This window comes from Streptomyces sp. NPDC029138 (assembly GCF_055564375.1).
Genome location: NZ_JBVHWM010000005.1, coordinates 136,380 through 150,975, shown reverse-complemented (window position 1 = coordinate 150,975; position 14,596 = coordinate 136,380). Strand labels below are relative to the sequence as shown.

Here is a 14,596-nt window from a genome sequence, read left to right as displayed (position 1 = left end):
AAGCGTGTAGCTTCCGGGGGCATGAAGGGCGGGGGTGCCTGGGGGACTGGGGGGTTGCTGTATGGGAGTGCGGCTCATGGTCGTGGACGACCATCGGCTGCTCGCGGAGGCGCTGGCGTCCGCGCTCAAGCTGCGCGGGCACCGGGTGGTCGCCGCGGCGGCGCCGGCTGCGGGCGCGGCGGACCTCGTCATCGCGCGGGCGCCCGAGGTGTGCCTGCTGGGTACGGCGGCACCGGCCGAGCCGGGGATCTTCGACCCGGTGGTGAAGATCAAGCGGGAGCGTCCGCAGGTGGCGGTCCTGGTGCTGGGCCCGGTGCCGTCGCCGCGCGGGATCGCGGCGGCCTTCGCGGCCGGGGCGTCCGGGTACGTGCGGCACGACGAGCGGATCGAGGGGGTCGAGCGGGCCATCATGAAGGCCCGGGCCGGGGAGGCGGCGGTGGCTCCGCAGCTGCTCCAGGGGGCCTTCAGCGAGCTGCTGAACCCCGCCGCGCAGCCCGACGACGAGGCGCAGCGGCTGCTGGAGATGCTGACGCCGCGTGAGGTCGAGGTGCTGGTGCGGGTGGCCGACGGGGAGGACACGCGGCGGATCGCGGCGGGCATGGGCATCGCACCGAGCACGGCACGTACGCATGTCCAACGGGTGCTGATGAAACTGGGCGTGGGGTCCAGGTTGGAGGCGGCGGCCCTGGCAGCACGAACAGGCTTGCTGGACCGCGCGGGTCCCCTGCGGGACACGGCCGCTGACTAGACACCGGTGCTGGTGCGCCCCGAAGGAGCGCGGGGAACTGCGCGATCAGCCACGACGTGCCCGCGGCCGGGGGACGGCCCGCACCTCTACGGCGGTACCGCCCCCGGCCGACAGTTACTCCGCGGGGAACTGCGCGATCAGCCCCCGCGCGCCCGCAGTCGGGACACGACCCGTCGGCCCCGGACCTACTCCTTCTCCTCCGGCAGCCCCTCCGGAGGAAGCGGCGGAGGAGTGGGCCGCAGCTTCAGCCAGGCCAGGAAGAAGATGCCCAGGAGCAGCATGCCGATCCCGGTCCAGAGATTGATGTTCACGCCCTCGGCCTTGTCGATCGCGGCCTGCGAGTCGGTGATCCCGGTGATCGTGACGATGACGCCGTAGACCACGAAGAGTCCGCCGATGATGCGCCGCAGGTCGAAGATGCGCGCCGCGGTCGCCGACTTGGTCTCCAGCTCGGAGACCTCCCGCAGGACGTCCTGCTCGGTGTAGTGCAGCGGACGACGACCCTGCTCGGGGTGTTCAGGATGCTCGGTCATGGTTTCCTCGATCCTCCCGCGTCAGAACGAGAACGGGATGTAGCAGGCGGCGGCCAGCACGACCGCACCCCAGCCCAGCAGGGCCGGCTTGCGGTACCACGCGTCGTCGCCCGCGGCGGGCGGTTCGGACATGCCGGGGGAGCGGGTGCCGTAGACCAGGCCCTGCAACTCCTCCGCCGGCTTCGGCTTGGTGAACAGGGACACCGCGACCATCACGACCGCGCCGGCGACGAAGCCCGCGATCGCGGAGACGAAGTTGGCGCCCTGGTCGGAGGGGATGGAGATGATGTCCTTCTTGTAGAGGACGAAGTAGTTGACCATCGCGGTCACGGTGCCGGCGAGCAGGCCCCAGAAGCCGGACTTCGCGGACGCCCGCTTCCAGAACATGCCGACGATGAAGACGACGAACATCGGCACGTTGAAGAAGGAGAACAGCGTCTGGAGGTAGCTCATGATGTTCGAGAACGAGGACGCCAGGAACGCCGTGCCGACGGAGGCGCAGACGCCGATCGCGGTGATCAGCCGGCCGAAGCGGACGTAGTAGCCGTCCTCACGGTCCCGCACCACGTACTTCGCCCAGATGTCGTTGGTGAACACCGTGTTGAACGACGACACGTTCGCCGCCATGCCCGCCATGAAGGCCGCCAGCAGACCGGTGACGGCGATGCCGAGCACGCCGTTGGGCAGCAGTTCCTGCATCAGGAAGGGGATGGCGTCGTTGTACTGGTAGCCGGAGCCGGTGGTGCCGAACTTCGGGACGACCGCGGCGGCGACCAGGCCCGGGATCATCACCAGGAAGACGATGAAGATCTTCGGGTAGGCGGCGATCAGCGGGGTGCGCTGGCCGGCGGAGAGGTTCTTCGCGGACAGGGCGCGCTGCACCTCGGCGAAGTTGGTGGTCCAGTAGCCGAAGGAGAGGACGAAGCCGAGGCCGAGGACGATGGTCAGCCAGTTGGCGCCGAGGGGGTTGGCGTGCCCGATGCCGGTGCCGCCCCAGGCGGTGGTGAAGTCGGCGCCGTGGGTCGCGGTGAGCTTGTCGGTCAGGCCGCCCCAGCCGCCGACCTTCTTCAGGCCGAGGATCGTGATCGGGATGAGGGCGGCGAGGATCACGAAGAACTGGAGGACCTCGTTGTAGATCGCCGAGGACAGACCGCCCAGGGTGATGTACGCGAGGACGAACGCGCCGGCGACGACGATGGCGACCCACTGCGGCCAGCCGAGCAGGGCCTCGACGACGATCGCGAGGGCGTACAGGTTGACGCCCGCGATCAGGATGGCGGCGAACGCGAACAGGATCGAGCTGAGCAGGTGGGCGCCCCGGTCGAAGCGCAGCAGCAGGAACTCGGGGACCGAGCGGACCTTGCTGCCGTAGTAGAAGGGCATCATCACCAGGCCGAGGAAGACCATGGCGGGGATGGCGCCGATCCAGTACCAGTGGACGGTGTAGGCGCCGTACTGGGCGCTGTTCGCGGCCATGCCGAGGATCTCGGTGGCCGCCAGGTTCGCCGAGATGAAGGCGAGGCCGGTGATCCAGGCGGGCAGCGAGCGTCCGGAGAGGAAGAAGTCGAGGCTCGTCTTGACCGAGCGCCGGGCCGCGAAGCCGATGCCCAGGACGACGACGAAGTAGATCGCCAGGATCGCGTAGTCCAGCCAGTTGGTGGGGAGTCGTAGCTCCGCCGCCAGATAGGTGGGGGCGTATGTGGGGGTTTGCATGAGAACTCGCTTCGTTGCGCGAACTGATCCAGAGCGGAACCTACGCCGCCGTGTTCGATATTTGAACACTCCAGCTGGTGTTCTTTGTTTGATTGTGATCGACCGAGGTGTTGTGGAGTTGTGGTCTGTTATGTTTGTTTGTGTTGAGTGATTGGGTGCGGACACACCCGTAGGGCCCGAACAAGGAGTCCGGCGTGAAGAAGACCTCGACCCGGCTGGCCGACGGTCGTGAGCTGATCTACTACGACCTGCGGGACGACACCGTGCGCGACGCGGTCGACCGGCGCCCGCTGGACCGTACGGTCACCACGTCCGAGGTCCGCCGCGACCCGCTGCTCGGCGACTCGGTCGCCGTGGCCTCGCACCGCCAGGGCCGCACCTACCACCCGCCGGCCGACGAGTGCCCCCTGTGCCCCACCCGCGGCGACCGGCTCAGCGAGATCCCGGACTCCTCCTACGACGTCGTCGTCTTCGAGAACCGGTTCCCCTCCCTCGCCGGCGACTCCGGCCGCTGCGAGGTGGTCTGCTTCACCTCCGACCACGACGCCTCCTTCGCGGACCTGAGCGTCGAGCAGGCGCGGCTGGTGCTGGACGCGTGGACGGACCGCACGTCGGAGCTGTCGCATCTGCCCTCCGTCGAGCAGGTGTTCTGTTTCGAGAACCGCGGTGCCGAGATCGGTGTGACCCTCGGCCACCCGCACGGACAGATCTACGCCTACCCCTTCACCACCCCGCGCACCGCGCTGATGCTCCGCTCGCTCGCCGCCCACAAGGAGGCCACCGGCGGGGAGAACCTGTTCGACGCCGTCCTGGAACGGGAACTCGCCGGTGAGCGGGTCGTCCTTGAGGGTGAGCACTGGGCGGCCTTCGTGCCGTACGCGGCGCACTGGCCGTACGAGGTCCACCTGTACCCGAAGCGCCGCGTGCCCGATCTGCTCGCGCTGGACGAGGCGGCCCGCACAGAATTCCCCCAGGTCTATCTGGAACTCTTGAGGCGCTTCGACCGGATCTTCGGCCAGGGTGAGCCCCCGACGCCGTACATCGCGGGCTGGCACCAGGCCCCGTTCGGCGCGCTGGAGGAGTTCGACGGTGTGACGCGCGACGACTTCGCGCTCCACCTCGAGCTTTTCACCATTCGCCGCACTTCCGGCAAGCTGAAGTTTCTCGCGGGTTCCGAGTCCGGCATGAGCGTGTTCATCAACGATGTGCCGCCGGAGCGCGCGGCCGAGCGACTGCGAGAGGTAGCGAGTTCATGAAGTACCTGGTGACGGGTGGCGCGGGATACGTCGGCAGTGTCGTGGCCCAGCATCTGCTGGAGGCCGGCCACGAGGTCACCGTCCTCGACAACCTCTCCACCGGCTTCCGCGCGGGCGTCCCGGCCGGCGCGGCCTTCATCGAGGGCGACATCCGCGACGCCGCCAAGTGGCTCGACCCCTCCTTCGACGGCGTGCTGCACTTCGCCGCGTTCTCGCAGGTCGGCGAGTCGGTGGTGAAGCCGGAGAAGTACTGGGACAACAACGTCGGCGGCACCATGGCCCTGCTCACCGCGATGCGCGAGGCCGGCGTCCGCAAGCTGGTCTTCTCCTCCACCGCCGCCACCTACGGCGAGCCGGAGCAGACCCCGATCCCGGAGACCGCCCCGACGCGTCCCACCAGCCCCTACGGCGCCTCCAAGCTCGCCGTCGACCACATGATCACCGGCGAGGCGCACGCGCACGGCCTGGCGGCGGTCTCCCTGCGCTACTTCAACGTGGCGGGCGCGTACGGCGCGTACGGCGAGCGGCACGACCCCGAGTCGCACCTGATCCCGCTGGTCCTCCAGGTCGCCCAGGGCCGCCGCGACGCGATCTCGGTCTACGGCGACGACTACCCGACCGCCGACGGCACCTGCGTCCGCGACTACATCCACGTCGCCGACCTGGCCGAGGCCCACCTGCTGGCCGTCCGGGCCGCCGCGCCGGGCGAGCACCTGATCTGCAACCTCGGCAACGGCAACGGCTTCTCCGTCCGTCAGGTCATCGAGACCGTCCGCGAGGTCACCGGCCACCCGATCCCCGAGGTGGTGGCCCCCCGCCGGGGCGGTGACCCGGCGGTCCTGGTCGCCTCCGCGGACACCGCCCGCGAGAAACTGGGCTGGAACCCGACCCGCGCGGATCTCGCGGGCATCGTCGCGGACGCGTGGGAGTTCGCGCAGAGCATCACAAGGGAGCACTAGTGGGGGCACAGCAGGTCGCGGAGCGCTTCGCCGAGCTGTACGGAGCCGAGCCGGAGGGCGTGTGGGCGGCGCCCGGCCGGGTCAACCTGATCGGCGAGCACACCGACTACAACGACGGCTTCGTGATGCCGTTCGCGCTGCCGCACCAGGCGGTCGCGGCGGTCTCCCGCCGCGACGACGGCGTGCTGCGCCTGCACTCGGCGGACATCGACGGCGGGGTCGTGGAGCTTCGGCTGGACGCCCTCGCCCCGGAGACCGACCGGGAGTGGACGGCGTACCCGGCGGGCGTGGTCTGGGCCCTGCGCGAGGCGGGCCACGAGGTGACCGGCGCCGACATCCACCTGTCCTCCACGGTCCCGACGGGCGCCGGCCTGTCCTCGTCGGCCGCGCTGGAGGTCGTGATCGCCCTGGCGCTGAACGACCTGTACGACCTGGGCCTCCAGCGCTGGCGGCTGGCCCGCCTGTGCCAGCGCGCCGAGAACGTCTACGTCGGCGCGCCGACCGGGATCATGGACCAGACGGCGTCGGCCTGCTGCGAGCAGGGCCACGCGCTGTTCCTGGACACCCGTGACCTGTCCCAGCAGCAGATCCCGTTCGACCTCGCGGCCGAGGGCCTGCGCCTGCTGGTGGTGGACACCCAGGTCAAGCACGCCCACAGCGGCGGCGAGTACGGCAAGCGCCGGGCCGGCTGCGAGAAGGGCGCGGCCCTGCTCGGCGTCGACGCCCTGCGGGACATCCCCTACGCCGACCTGAACGCGGCCCTCGCCCGTCTCGGCGACGAGGAGGAGGTCATCCGCCTGGTCCGCCACGTGGTCACGGAGGACGAACGGGTCGAACGCACGGTCGCCCTCCTCCGTGCCGGCGACACCCGCGCCATCGGCCCGGTCCTGACCGAGGGTCACGCCTCCCTCCGCGACGACTTCCGCATCTCCTGCCCGGAGCTGGACCTGGTCGTCGACACGGCCCTCGCCACCGGCGCCCTGGGCGCCCGCATGACGGGCGGCGGCTTCGGCGGCTCGGCGATCGTCCTGGCGGAGGCGGCGGACGTCGACACCCTGACCAAGGCGGTCGAAGAGGCCTTCGCGGCAGCGGACTTCAAGGCCCCGCGGGTCTTCGAGGCGGTCCCGTCGGCGGGGGCCCGGCGACTCGTCTGACCCCCCGTCAGCCCAGTCGCTTCGTCAGTGTGTACTCCGTGATCCCCGGCGGGTAGTCGGGGATCACGCACACCACCTCGTAGCCCTGTTTCCGGTAGAACTCCGGGGCCTGGAAGTCCCAGGTCTCCAGGCGGGACGCCGTGCAGCCGCGGGCGGTCGCGGCGATGCGTTCCGCCTCCGCCAGCAGACGGCTGCCCAGGCCCGCGCCTCGGTGCGCGGTGTCCACCCACAGGTAGGTGACGTGCAGCCAGGTCGTCCAGGTGTGGCCGACCAGGCCGCCCGCCAGGCCGCCGGCGGGGTCCAGCGCCCAGACGTGGAGGGGGGTCTCGCGTTCGCCGGGCGTGCCGCGCAGCGCGGCGAGGACCGGGGACGCCGCCGTGTTGGTCTCCCTCAGCCGCGCGCGGAGCAGATCACGTCGCTCTTTGTCGACTTCCGCCTCAATACGAAACATGCGGCACACCATAAACGCGTCGGGCGGCCAGTTCTGCAAATCTCCTTCCGCTGCGTGCTCCCATCCGTACTCTGTGGAGCAGCACCGGTGGGGGCCGGTGCCGCTCAGGGGGCGAGACAGACGGGTACGGCGCCCACGGTGGGGTAGCAGTGTCCGCAACGGCGGCGGCCGTGCGGCGCGTCCCCTCTCCGCGGGTGTCGTGCCCGCGCCGGTCGTCGTTCTCCGGATCTTTTCCGGGCCTTTCCGGACCAGCCAATTCCGGAGCTTTCCGGACCTTGGGTATCCCCTGCTCCACGCGGAGCCTGGGGAAGGGGGTTACGTGGTTCGCATCCGAGTCCTGGTCGTGGACGACCACCGCATCTTCGCCGAGTCGCTCGCCGCCGCCCTGGCCGCCGAGCCCGACGTCGACGTCTCCGCCGCCGGCAGCGGCCCGGCCGCACTGCGCTGCCTGGAGCGCGCGGCCGGCGAGGGCCGTCGCTACGACGTCCTCCTGGTCGACGCCGACCTGGGCGGCCGGCTGCCCGGCGCCCGCCCGGCCGTGCCGGTGCAGGAGGGCGACGAGGAGGGCCTGGTCGACGGGATCTCGCTCGTCACCGGGGTCCGGGCCACCCACCCCGCCGTACGGATCGTGGTCCTCGCCGAGAAGGACGACCCGCGCCGCGCGGCCCTCGCGCTCCAGGCCGGGGCGTCCGGCTGGGTCGCCAAGGACTGCTCGCTGTCCCGGCTGCTGACGGTGATCCGGGGCGTACTGCGCGACGAGACCCATCTGCCGCCCGCGCTGCTCACCGGCGTGCTGAAGGAGCTGACGGCGGCGCGCAAGCACCGCACCGAGAGTGAGCAGTTGGTGGAGTCCCTCACCCCGCGCGAGCGGGAGGTGCTGCGCTGCATGGTCGCCGGGCTCGGCCGCAAGGCGGTCGCCGAGCGGCTGTTCCTCTCCCCGCACACCGTCCGCACCCATATGCAGAACGTCCTCGGCAAGCTGGGCGTCCACTCCACGCTGGCCGCCGTCGCTCTGGCCCGGCGGGCCGGGGTGGGGCCGGTGGACCTAACCGGGGATGTTGTCGAACGGGGCGGTCAGTTGGCGTAGCAGGCCGGCCAGTTCCGCGCGCTGGGCGCGGGACAGCTCGGCGAGGATCGCCCGCTCCTGCTCCAGCAGGCCCGCCAGCGCCTGGTCCGCGCGGTCGCGGCCCTCGTCGGTCAGCCGGACCAGCACGCCCCGCCGGTCGCTGGGGTCGGGCAGCCGCTCGACCAGACCCTTCTTCGCCAGCCGGTCGATCCGGTTGGTCATCGTGCCCGAGGTGACCAGTGTCTGTGTGAGCAGCTGGCCGGGGGAGAGCTGGTACGGCGTTCCCGCGCGCCGGAGCGCGGTGAGCACGTCGAACTCCCAGGGCTCCAGCTGGTGCTCGGCGAAGGCGAGCCGGCGGGCGCGGTCCAGGTGCCGGGCGAGTCGGCTCACCCGGCTGAGCACTTCCAGCGGCTCCACGTCGAGGTCCGGACGCTCCCGGCGCCACGCTGCGACCAGCCGATCGACCTCGTCCTCCATGGAGATCAGTGTAGTGGTTGTGTCGATGTGAAGTCTCTTGATGTCGAGTGTCTTGACATCGAGAGAAATCGGCGGGGACAGTGGTGGCATGACGACGCCCAGCTGGGACCCCGCCCAGTACCTCCGCCACGCGGGTCACCGGGCCCGCCCCTTCACCGACCTCCTCGCCCGGATCCCGCGCCTGCCCGGTGACGCACCCCGCATCGCCGACCTCGGCTGCGGCCCCGGCAACGTCACCGCCCTGCTCGCCGAGCGTTGGCCCACCGCCCGCATCACCGGCTACGACAACTCGTCCGAGATGCTCGACAAGGCCCACGTCGACCACGAGGGACCCACGGCAGGGGGAGGCCGGCTCGACTTCGCCCACGCCGACGTGCGGACCTGGGCGCCCACGGAGCCGTACGACCTGATCGTCTCCAACGCCACCCTCCAGTGGGTGCCGGGCCACACCGAGCGGTTCGCCGACTGGATCGCCGCCCTCGAACCCGGCGGCACCCTCGCCTTCCAGGTCCCCGACAACATCGACGCCCCGCTGCACGCCCTGATGCGCGACCTCGCCGGCACGCCGCGCTGGCGGGACCGGCTCGCCGACGTCCTGCGCCGCCCGGACTCCGTGCCCACGCCCGGCACCTACCTGGACCGCCTCACCCGCCTCGGCTGCGCGGCCGACGTGTGGCAGACCACGTACTTCCACGTCCTTCAGGGCGAGGACCCCGTCCTCGACTGGGTGAAAGGCACCGGCCTGCGGCCCGCCCTGACCGCCCTCGCCGACGACCCCGAGGCACGGGACGCGTTCCTCACCGAATACCGGGACCTCCTGCGCGAGGCCTACCCGAGCGCGCCGTACGGCACGGTCCTGCCGTTCCGCCGGCTGTTCGCGGTGGCCGTGAAGGGGGGATGAGTCAGGCCGTCCGGCCCGGGTGGGTCACGAGGACGCGGATGATCGCGTTGTCGATGACGTACACGACCCGGTACTCGTCGACACGAAGGCGGCGGATGTCCGGGCCGTACGCCATCGACCCCGTCGGCCGCGGATCGTGAGCCAGCTCGTCGATGGCGTCCAGGACCTTGGCGAGTCCGGCTGGATCTTCCTCAAGGAACCGTGCTGCGGCGTTGAGGGCGTGCGGTTCGAAGATGATTTCGTAGGTCACGGCTTCCCAAGCCCCAGTCGCCTGCGCACCTCCGCCATGGGGATGCCTTCGTCCAGGGTTCCCTCGGCCTTGCGCCGCAGGTAGTCGGAGACGGCCAGGCGTCCTCGAGATCCTCTATCACCTGCGGCGAGACGAGGAGCGCGGCCACGTGGCCGTGATCGGTGAGCGCGATGGTCTCGCGTCCGTGCGCCGCGCGCCGGACCAAGTCGCCGAGCTGGGAACGGGCTGCGCTGATCGCGATCTGAGTCATGTGCCCATGGTTTCCACAAGGTGCACATAACTGCCCACTAGTGTCACCTTTTCCGGTGACCTCAGCTCTTTCGGTGTCCTATCAGGCGCGGCTTCTGCTCCAGGCCGTCCAGGCCGTGCCACGCCAGGTTCACCAGATGGGCCGCCACCTCCGCCTTCTTCGGGCGGCGTACGTCCAGCCACCACTGGCCGGTCAGCGCGACCATGCCGACCAGCGCCTGGGCGTAGAGAGGGGCGAGCTTGGGGTCGAAGCCGCGGGACTTGAACTCGCGGCCCAGGATGTCCTCCACCTGGGTGGCGATGTCCGAGATGAGGGAGGCGAAGGAACCCGTGGACTGCGGGATCGGGGAGTCGCGGACCAGGATGCGGAAACCGTCCGTGTACTCCTCGATGTAGTCCAGGAGGGCGAACGCGGCCTGTTCGCACAGCTCACGCGGGTGGCCGGCCGTCAGCGAGCTGGTGACCATGTCCAGCAGGCGCCGCATCTCACGGTCCACGACCACCGCGTACAGGCCCTCCTTGCCGCCGAAGTGCTCGTACACCACCGGCTTGGACACCCCGGCCTTCGCCGCGATCTCCTCCACCGAGGTGCCCTCGAAACCCTTCGCCGCGAAGAGGGTGCGACCGATCTCCAGCAGCTGCTGGCGGCGCTCGGCACCGGTCATACGGGTCCGGCGGGCTCGCCGAGGTTTGTCGTTGCTGGAGGTGCTGCTGGAGTCGGTCGCCACGGCGTCAATCATGCCGCCTTCGCGGTCTCCTTCCGGCGCCGGGAGTCGTCCTCGCCCGTGTTCCGGCGGGAATCGATACGCGAGCGTGACGGCCAGCGCACGTCGTACGCCCAGCCGAGCAGCTCGAAAACGCGGATGAACCGCGCCGAGGAGTCGATCTGGCCGCGCATCACACCGTGCCGCGCCGAGGTCGGGTCGGCGTGGTGCAGGTTGTGCCAGGACTCACCGCACGACAGCACCGCCAGCCACCACACGTTGCCCGAGCGGTCGCGCGACTTGAACGGCCGCTTGCCGACCGCGTGACAGATCGAGTTGATCGACCACGTCACATGGTGCAGCAGCGCCACCCGCACGAGTGAACCCCAGAAGAACGCGGTGAACGCGCCCCACCAGGACATCGTCGCCAGACCGCCGATCAGCGGCGGCAACCCCAGGGACACGGCCGTCCACAGGACGAACTGGCGCGAGATCGCCCGCATCGCCGGGTCCTTGATCAGATCCGGCGCGTACTTGTCCTGCGGGGTCTGCTCCTCGTCGAACATCCAGCCGATGTGGGCCCACCACAGGCCCTTGATCAGTGCCGGAACCGTCTCGCCGAACCGCCACGGGGAGTGCGGATCGCCCTCCGCGTCGGAGAACTTGTGATGCTTGCGGTGATCGGCCACCCAGCGCACCAGCGGGCCCTCGACCGCCAGCGAACCCATGATCGCCAGCGCGATCCGCAACGGCCGCTTCGCCTTGAACGAACCGTGGGTGAAGTACCGGTGGAAACCGATCGTGATGCCGTGGCACCCCAGGAAGTAGAAGAAGACCAGCAGGCCCAGATCGAGCCAGCTCACCCCCCAGCCCCAGGCCAGCGGCACGGCCGCCACCAGTGCCAGGAACGGCACGGTGATGAACAGGAGCAGCGTGATCTGCTCGATCGAACGCTTCTGCTCGCCGCCCAGCGTGGCGGAGGTAGGGGGTGTGTCGGTGGCCTTACGGGCTTCTTCGATCACATCGGAACTTGAGGTCATGCGCGTCCCCTGTGGGGTCGATGGTCGAGACAGATGCCGGGCCGCCGGGACCGTACGGGACTCGACGGTGCTTCCCTACGGTTCCGTAACCTACGGCGTCGTAAGTATGGCAGCGTGTCGTGCGGCGGCAAGAGCCCCAGAGCCTGCGCGTCCACATGGCCACCTATCCTTGGACTCGGTCGGACAGCGCGGTCCGCTGAAGTTTCCTTCCCGGACGCTCCGGCCCGTATGCGGCACTCGCCGCGTGTGGCAGCCGGCCGGGTTCCCTCCCAGACGAGCTTCAACACTGCAAGGAGCCGCACCTGTGAGCAGTGCCGACGACCAGACCACCACGACCAGCAGTGAGCTGCGCGCCGACATCCGCCGGCTGGGTGATCTCCTGGGGGAGACCCTCGTCCGGCAGGAAGGCCCGGAACTCCTCGAACTGGTCGAGAAGGTCCGCCGCCTCACCCGCGAGGACGGCGATGCCGCCGCCGAGCTGCTGCGCGGCACCGAGCTGGAGACCGCGGCCAAGCTGGTCCGCGCCTTCTCCACCTACTTCCACCTTGCCAACATCACCGAACAGGTGCACCGCGGGCGCGAGCTGCGCGCCCGGCGCGCCGCCGAGGGCGGTCTCCTCGCCCGCACGGCCGACCGGCTCAAGGACGCCGACCCCGAGCACCTGCGGCAGACCGTCCAGCACCTCAACGTCCGCCCGGTCTTCACCGCGCACCCCACCGAGGCCGCGCGCCGGTCCGTCCTCAACAAGCTCCGGCGTATCGCCGCGCTCCTGGACACCCCCGTCCTCGACTCCGACCGCCGCCGCCACGACGTCCGCCTCGCCGAGAACATCGACCTCGTCTGGCAGACCGACGAGCTGCGCGTCGTACGCCCCGAACCGGCGGACGAGGCCCGCAACGCGATCTACTACCTGGACGAGCTGCACGCCGGCGCCGTCGGCGACGTCCTGGAGGACCTGACCGCCGAGCTGGAGCGCGTCGGCGTCAAGCTGCCCGACGACACCCGCCCCGTCACCTTCGGCACCTGGATCGGCGGCGACCGCGACGGCAACCCCAACGTCACCCCCCAGGTCACCTGGGACGTCCTCATCCTCCAGCACGAGCACGGCATCAACGACGCCCTGGAGACGATCGACGAGCTGCGCGGCCTGCTCTCCAACTCCATCCGCTACACCGGCGCCACCGAAGAGCTGCTCGACTCCCTCAAGACCGACCTGGAACTGCTCCCCGAGATCAGCCCCCGCTACAAGCGCCTCAACGCCGAGGAGCCCTACCGGCTCAAGGCCACCTGCATCCGGCAGAAGCTGGAGAACACCAAGCAGCGCCTCGCCAAGGGCACCCCGCACGAGGAAGGCCGCGACTACCTCGGCACCAGCGAGCTGCTGAAGGACCTGCGGATCATCCAGGCCTCCCTGCGCGAGCACCGCGGCGGCCTGTTCGCCGACGGCCGCCTCGCCCGCACCATCCGCACGCTCGCCGCCTTCGGCCTCCAGCTCGCCACCATGGACGTCCGCGAACACGCCGACGCCCACCACCACGCCCTCGGCCAGCTCTTCGACCGGCTCGGCGAGGAGTCCTGGCGCTACGCCGACATGCCCCGCGAGTACCGGGCCAAGCTCCTCGCCAAGGAACTGCGCTCCAGAAGGCCGCTCGCCCCCACCCCGGCGCCCGTCGACGCCGCCGGGCAGAAGACCCTCGGCGTCTTCCAGACCGTCAAGAAGGCCCTGGAGGTCTTCGGCCCCGAGGTCATCGAGTCCTACATCATCTCCATGTGCCAGGGCGCCGACGACGTCTTCGCCGCCGCCGTCCTCGCCCGCGAGGCCGGACTGCTGGACCTGCACGCCGGCTGGGCCAAGATCGGCATCGTCCCCCTCCTGGAGACCACCGACGAGCTGAAGGCCGCCGACACCATCCTGGAGGACATGCTCTCCGACCCGTCCTACCGGCGCCTGGTCGCGCTGCGCGGCGACGTCCAGGAGGTCATGCTCGGCTACTCCGACTCCTCCAAGTTCGGCGGCATCACCACCAGCCAGTGGGAGATCCACCGCGCCCAGCGCCGGCTGCGCGACGTCGCCCACCGCTACGGCGTGCGGCTGCGCCTCTTCCACGGCCGCGGCGGCACCGTCGGCCGCGGCGGCGGCCCCTCGCACGACGCCATCCTCGCCCAGCCCTGGGGCACCCTGGAGGGCGAGATCAAGGTCACCGAGCAGGGCGAGGTCATCTCCGACAAGTACCTCATCCCCTCGCTGGCCCGGGAGAACCTGGAGCTGACGGTGGCCGCGACGCTACAGGCCTCCGCCCTGCACACCGCGCCCCGCCAGTCCGACGAGGCCCTCGCCCGCTGGGACGCGGCCATGGACGTCGTCTCCGACGCCGCCCACGCCGCCTACCGGAGGCTGGTCGAGGACCCCGACCTCCCGGCGTACTTCTTCGCCTCCACCCCCGTCGACCAGCTCGCCGACCTGCACCTGGGCTCCCGGCCCTCCCGCAGGCCCGACAGCGGCGCCGGCCTCGACGGTCTGCGCGCCATCCCGTGGGTGTTCGGCTGGACCCAGTCCCGCCAGATCGTCCCCGGCTGGTTCGGCGTCGGCTCCGGCCTCAAGGCCCTGCGTGAGGCCGGCCTGGACACCGTGCTCGACGAGATGCACCAGCAGTGGCACTTCTTCCGCAACTTCATCTCCAACGTCGAGATGACCCTCGCCAAGACGGACCTGCGGATCGCCCAGCACTACGTCGACACCCTCGTCCCCGACCAGCTCAAGCACGTCTTCGACACCATCAAGGCCGAACACGAGCTGACCGTCCGCGAGGTCCTGCGGGTCACCGGCGAGCAGGAACTGCTGGACGCCCAGCCGGTCCTGAAGCAGACCTTCGCCATCCGCGACGCCTACCTGGACCCCATCTCCTACCTCCAGGTCGCCCTGCTCAAGCGGCAGCGCGACGCCGCCGCGGCCGGCGTCAACGCCGACCCGCTGCTCTCCCGCGCCCTGCTCCTCACCGTCAACGGCGTGGCGGCGGGCCTGCGCAACACCGGCTGACCCGCCGCACGACAAAGGGTGCCCCCGAGGTCGTACGACCCCGGGGGCACCCTTTTCT

14 protein-coding genes and 1 pseudogene are annotated in these 14,596 nt (G+C 70.5%); 7 read left to right on the top strand and 8 right to left on the bottom strand.

All coding sequences use genetic code 11. From position 1 onward, the window contains the following. Positions 1–61 precede the first annotated feature (61 nt). Positions 62–748 (top strand): helix-turn-helix transcriptional regulator, encoded by a 687-nt coding sequence (locus ACZ4WH_RS07690; RefSeq protein WP_468177656.1) that lies wholly within the window; start codon positions 62–64, stop codon positions 746–748. Between the two features lie 185 nt (positions 749–933). On the opposite strand, the gene ACZ4WH_RS07685 is transcribed toward ACZ4WH_RS07690, so the two are convergent. Both ACZ4WH_RS07685 and ACZ4WH_RS07680 read right to left on the bottom strand, forming a co-directional pair. Continuing rightward, positions 934–1,281, bottom strand: a complete 348-nt coding sequence (locus ACZ4WH_RS07685; RefSeq protein ID WP_468177654.1) for a hypothetical protein — start codon at positions 1,279–1,281, stop codon at positions 934–936. A 21-nt stretch (positions 1,282–1,302) separates the two neighbouring features. Then, a complete protein-coding gene (locus ACZ4WH_RS07680) occupies positions 1,303–2,994 on the bottom strand; it encodes a sodium:solute symporter family protein (RefSeq protein WP_468177652.1) in 1,692 nt (563 codons plus the stop codon). A 194-nt stretch (positions 2,995–3,188) separates the two neighbouring features. Here ACZ4WH_RS07680 and galT point away from each other — a divergent pair, with 194 nt between their 5' ends. Genes galT through galK form a run of 3 tightly spaced genes read left to right on the top strand, consistent with a single transcriptional unit; the run spans position 3,189 to position 6,363 of the window. Then, the gene (gene galT / locus ACZ4WH_RS07675; RefSeq protein ID WP_468177650.1) at positions 3,189–4,250 is read left to right on the top strand and encodes a galactose-1-phosphate uridylyltransferase; all 1,062 of its coding nucleotides are present in this window, start codon (positions 3,189–3,191) and stop codon (positions 4,248–4,250) included. Beyond that, positions 4,247–5,209 (top strand): UDP-glucose 4-epimerase GalE, encoded by a 963-nt coding sequence (galE, locus tag ACZ4WH_RS07670; protein ID WP_468177648.1) that lies wholly within the window; start codon positions 4,247–4,249, stop codon positions 5,207–5,209. The genes galT and galE overlap by 4 nt, the downstream gene beginning before the upstream one ends. Next, a complete protein-coding gene (gene galK / locus ACZ4WH_RS07665; protein WP_468177646.1) occupies positions 5,209–6,363 on the top strand; it encodes a galactokinase in 1,155 nt (384 codons plus the stop codon). Before galE ends, galK begins: the two co-directional genes overlap by 1 nt. Positions 6,364–6,370: 7 nt before the next feature. Here galK and ACZ4WH_RS07660 read toward each other — a convergent pair whose 3' ends face one another. Beyond that, positions 6,371–6,826, bottom strand: a complete 456-nt coding sequence (locus tag ACZ4WH_RS07660) for a GNAT family N-acetyltransferase (RefSeq protein ID WP_468177870.1) — start codon at positions 6,824–6,826, stop codon at positions 6,371–6,373. A gap of 307 nt (positions 6,827–7,133) precedes the next feature. Between ACZ4WH_RS07660 and ACZ4WH_RS07655 the strand changes: the two genes are divergently transcribed. After that, positions 7,134–7,901: a LuxR C-terminal-related transcriptional regulator gene (locus ACZ4WH_RS07655; RefSeq protein ID WP_468177644.1), complete on the top strand. Its 768-nt coding sequence runs from the start codon at positions 7,134–7,136 to the stop codon at positions 7,899–7,901. Here the strand turns inward: ACZ4WH_RS07655 and tamR are convergent. After that, positions 7,860–8,357, bottom strand: coding sequence for a MarR family transcriptional regulator TamR (gene tamR, locus ACZ4WH_RS07650; RefSeq protein WP_014673201.1), 498 nt, complete (start codon positions 8,355–8,357; stop codon positions 7,860–7,862). The two genes, ACZ4WH_RS07655 and tamR, sit on opposite strands and share 42 nt — an antisense overlap. Positions 8,358–8,445: 88 nt before the next feature. Here tamR and ACZ4WH_RS07645 point away from each other — a divergent pair, with 88 nt between their 5' ends. After that, complete coding sequence (locus ACZ4WH_RS07645; RefSeq protein WP_468177642.1) at positions 8,446–9,258, top strand: trans-aconitate 2-methyltransferase; 813 nt, start codon at positions 8,446–8,448, stop codon at positions 9,256–9,258. A gap of 1 nt (position 9,259) precedes the next feature. On the opposite strand, the gene ACZ4WH_RS07640 is transcribed toward ACZ4WH_RS07645, so the two are convergent. The 4 genes and pseudogenes from ACZ4WH_RS07640 to ACZ4WH_RS07625 all read right to left on the bottom strand — a co-directional run bounded on the left by ACZ4WH_RS07640 (position 9,260) and on the right by ACZ4WH_RS07625 (position 11,501). Continuing rightward, positions 9,260–9,508 carry a type II toxin-antitoxin system RelE family toxin gene (locus ACZ4WH_RS07640; RefSeq protein WP_468177640.1) on the bottom strand — a complete coding sequence of 83 codons (249 nt, stop codon included), beginning with the start codon at positions 9,506–9,508 and terminating at the stop codon, positions 9,260–9,262. Further along, positions 9,505–9,758 (bottom strand): annotated as a pseudogene (locus ACZ4WH_RS07635) (type II toxin-antitoxin system Phd/YefM family antitoxin). Before ACZ4WH_RS07635 ends, ACZ4WH_RS07640 begins: the two are co-directional and overlap by 4 nt. Before the next feature lie 61 nt (positions 9,759–9,819). Beyond that, positions 9,820–10,497, bottom strand: a complete 678-nt coding sequence (locus tag ACZ4WH_RS07630; protein ID WP_468177638.1) for a TetR family transcriptional regulator — start codon at positions 10,495–10,497, stop codon at positions 9,820–9,822. After that, positions 10,494–11,501: an acyl-CoA desaturase gene (locus ACZ4WH_RS07625; RefSeq protein WP_468177636.1), complete on the bottom strand. Its 1,008-nt coding sequence runs from the start codon at positions 11,499–11,501 to the stop codon at positions 10,494–10,496. The genes ACZ4WH_RS07630 and ACZ4WH_RS07625 overlap by 4 nt, the downstream gene beginning before the upstream one ends. Before the next feature lie 304 nt (positions 11,502–11,805). Here ACZ4WH_RS07625 and ppc point away from each other — a divergent pair, with 304 nt between their 5' ends. Next, the gene (gene ppc, locus ACZ4WH_RS07620; RefSeq protein WP_468177634.1) at positions 11,806–14,538 is read left to right on the top strand and encodes a phosphoenolpyruvate carboxylase; all 2,733 of its coding nucleotides are present in this window, start codon (positions 11,806–11,808) and stop codon (positions 14,536–14,538) included. Positions 14,539–14,596: the final 58 nt, after the last annotated feature.

Excerpts from the sequence above, each read along its gene's own strand:
- ACZ4WH_RS07680 (WP_468177652.1), bottom strand. The coding sequence starts at position 2,994 with ATGCAAACCCCCACATACGCCCCCACCTATCTGGCGGCGGAGCTACGA.
- ACZ4WH_RS07625 (WP_468177636.1), bottom strand. The coding sequence starts at position 11,501 with ATGACCTCAAGTTCCGATGTGATCGAAGAAGCCCGTAAGGCCACCGAC.
- ACZ4WH_RS07630 (WP_468177638.1), bottom strand. The coding sequence starts at position 10,497 with ATGATTGACGCCGTGGCGACCGACTCCAGCAGCACCTCCAGCAACGAC.
- tamR (WP_014673201.1), bottom strand. The coding sequence starts at position 8,357 with ATGGAGGACGAGGTCGATCGGCTGGTCGCAGCGTGGCGCCGGGAGCGT.
- galE (WP_468177648.1), top strand. The coding sequence starts at position 4,247 with ATGAAGTACCTGGTGACGGGTGGCGCGGGATACGTCGGCAGTGTCGTG.
- ACZ4WH_RS07645 (WP_468177642.1), top strand. The coding sequence starts at position 8,446 with ATGACGACGCCCAGCTGGGACCCCGCCCAGTACCTCCGCCACGCGGGT.
- ACZ4WH_RS07690 (WP_468177656.1), top strand. The coding sequence starts at position 62 with ATGGGAGTGCGGCTCATGGTCGTGGACGACCATCGGCTGCTCGCGGAG.
- ACZ4WH_RS07685 (WP_468177654.1), bottom strand. The coding sequence starts at position 1,281 with ATGACCGAGCATCCTGAACACCCCGAGCAGGGTCGTCGTCCGCTGCAC.
- ACZ4WH_RS07660 (WP_468177870.1), bottom strand. The coding sequence starts at position 6,826 with ATGGTGTGCCGCATGTTTCGTATTGAGGCGGAAGTCGACAAAGAGCGA.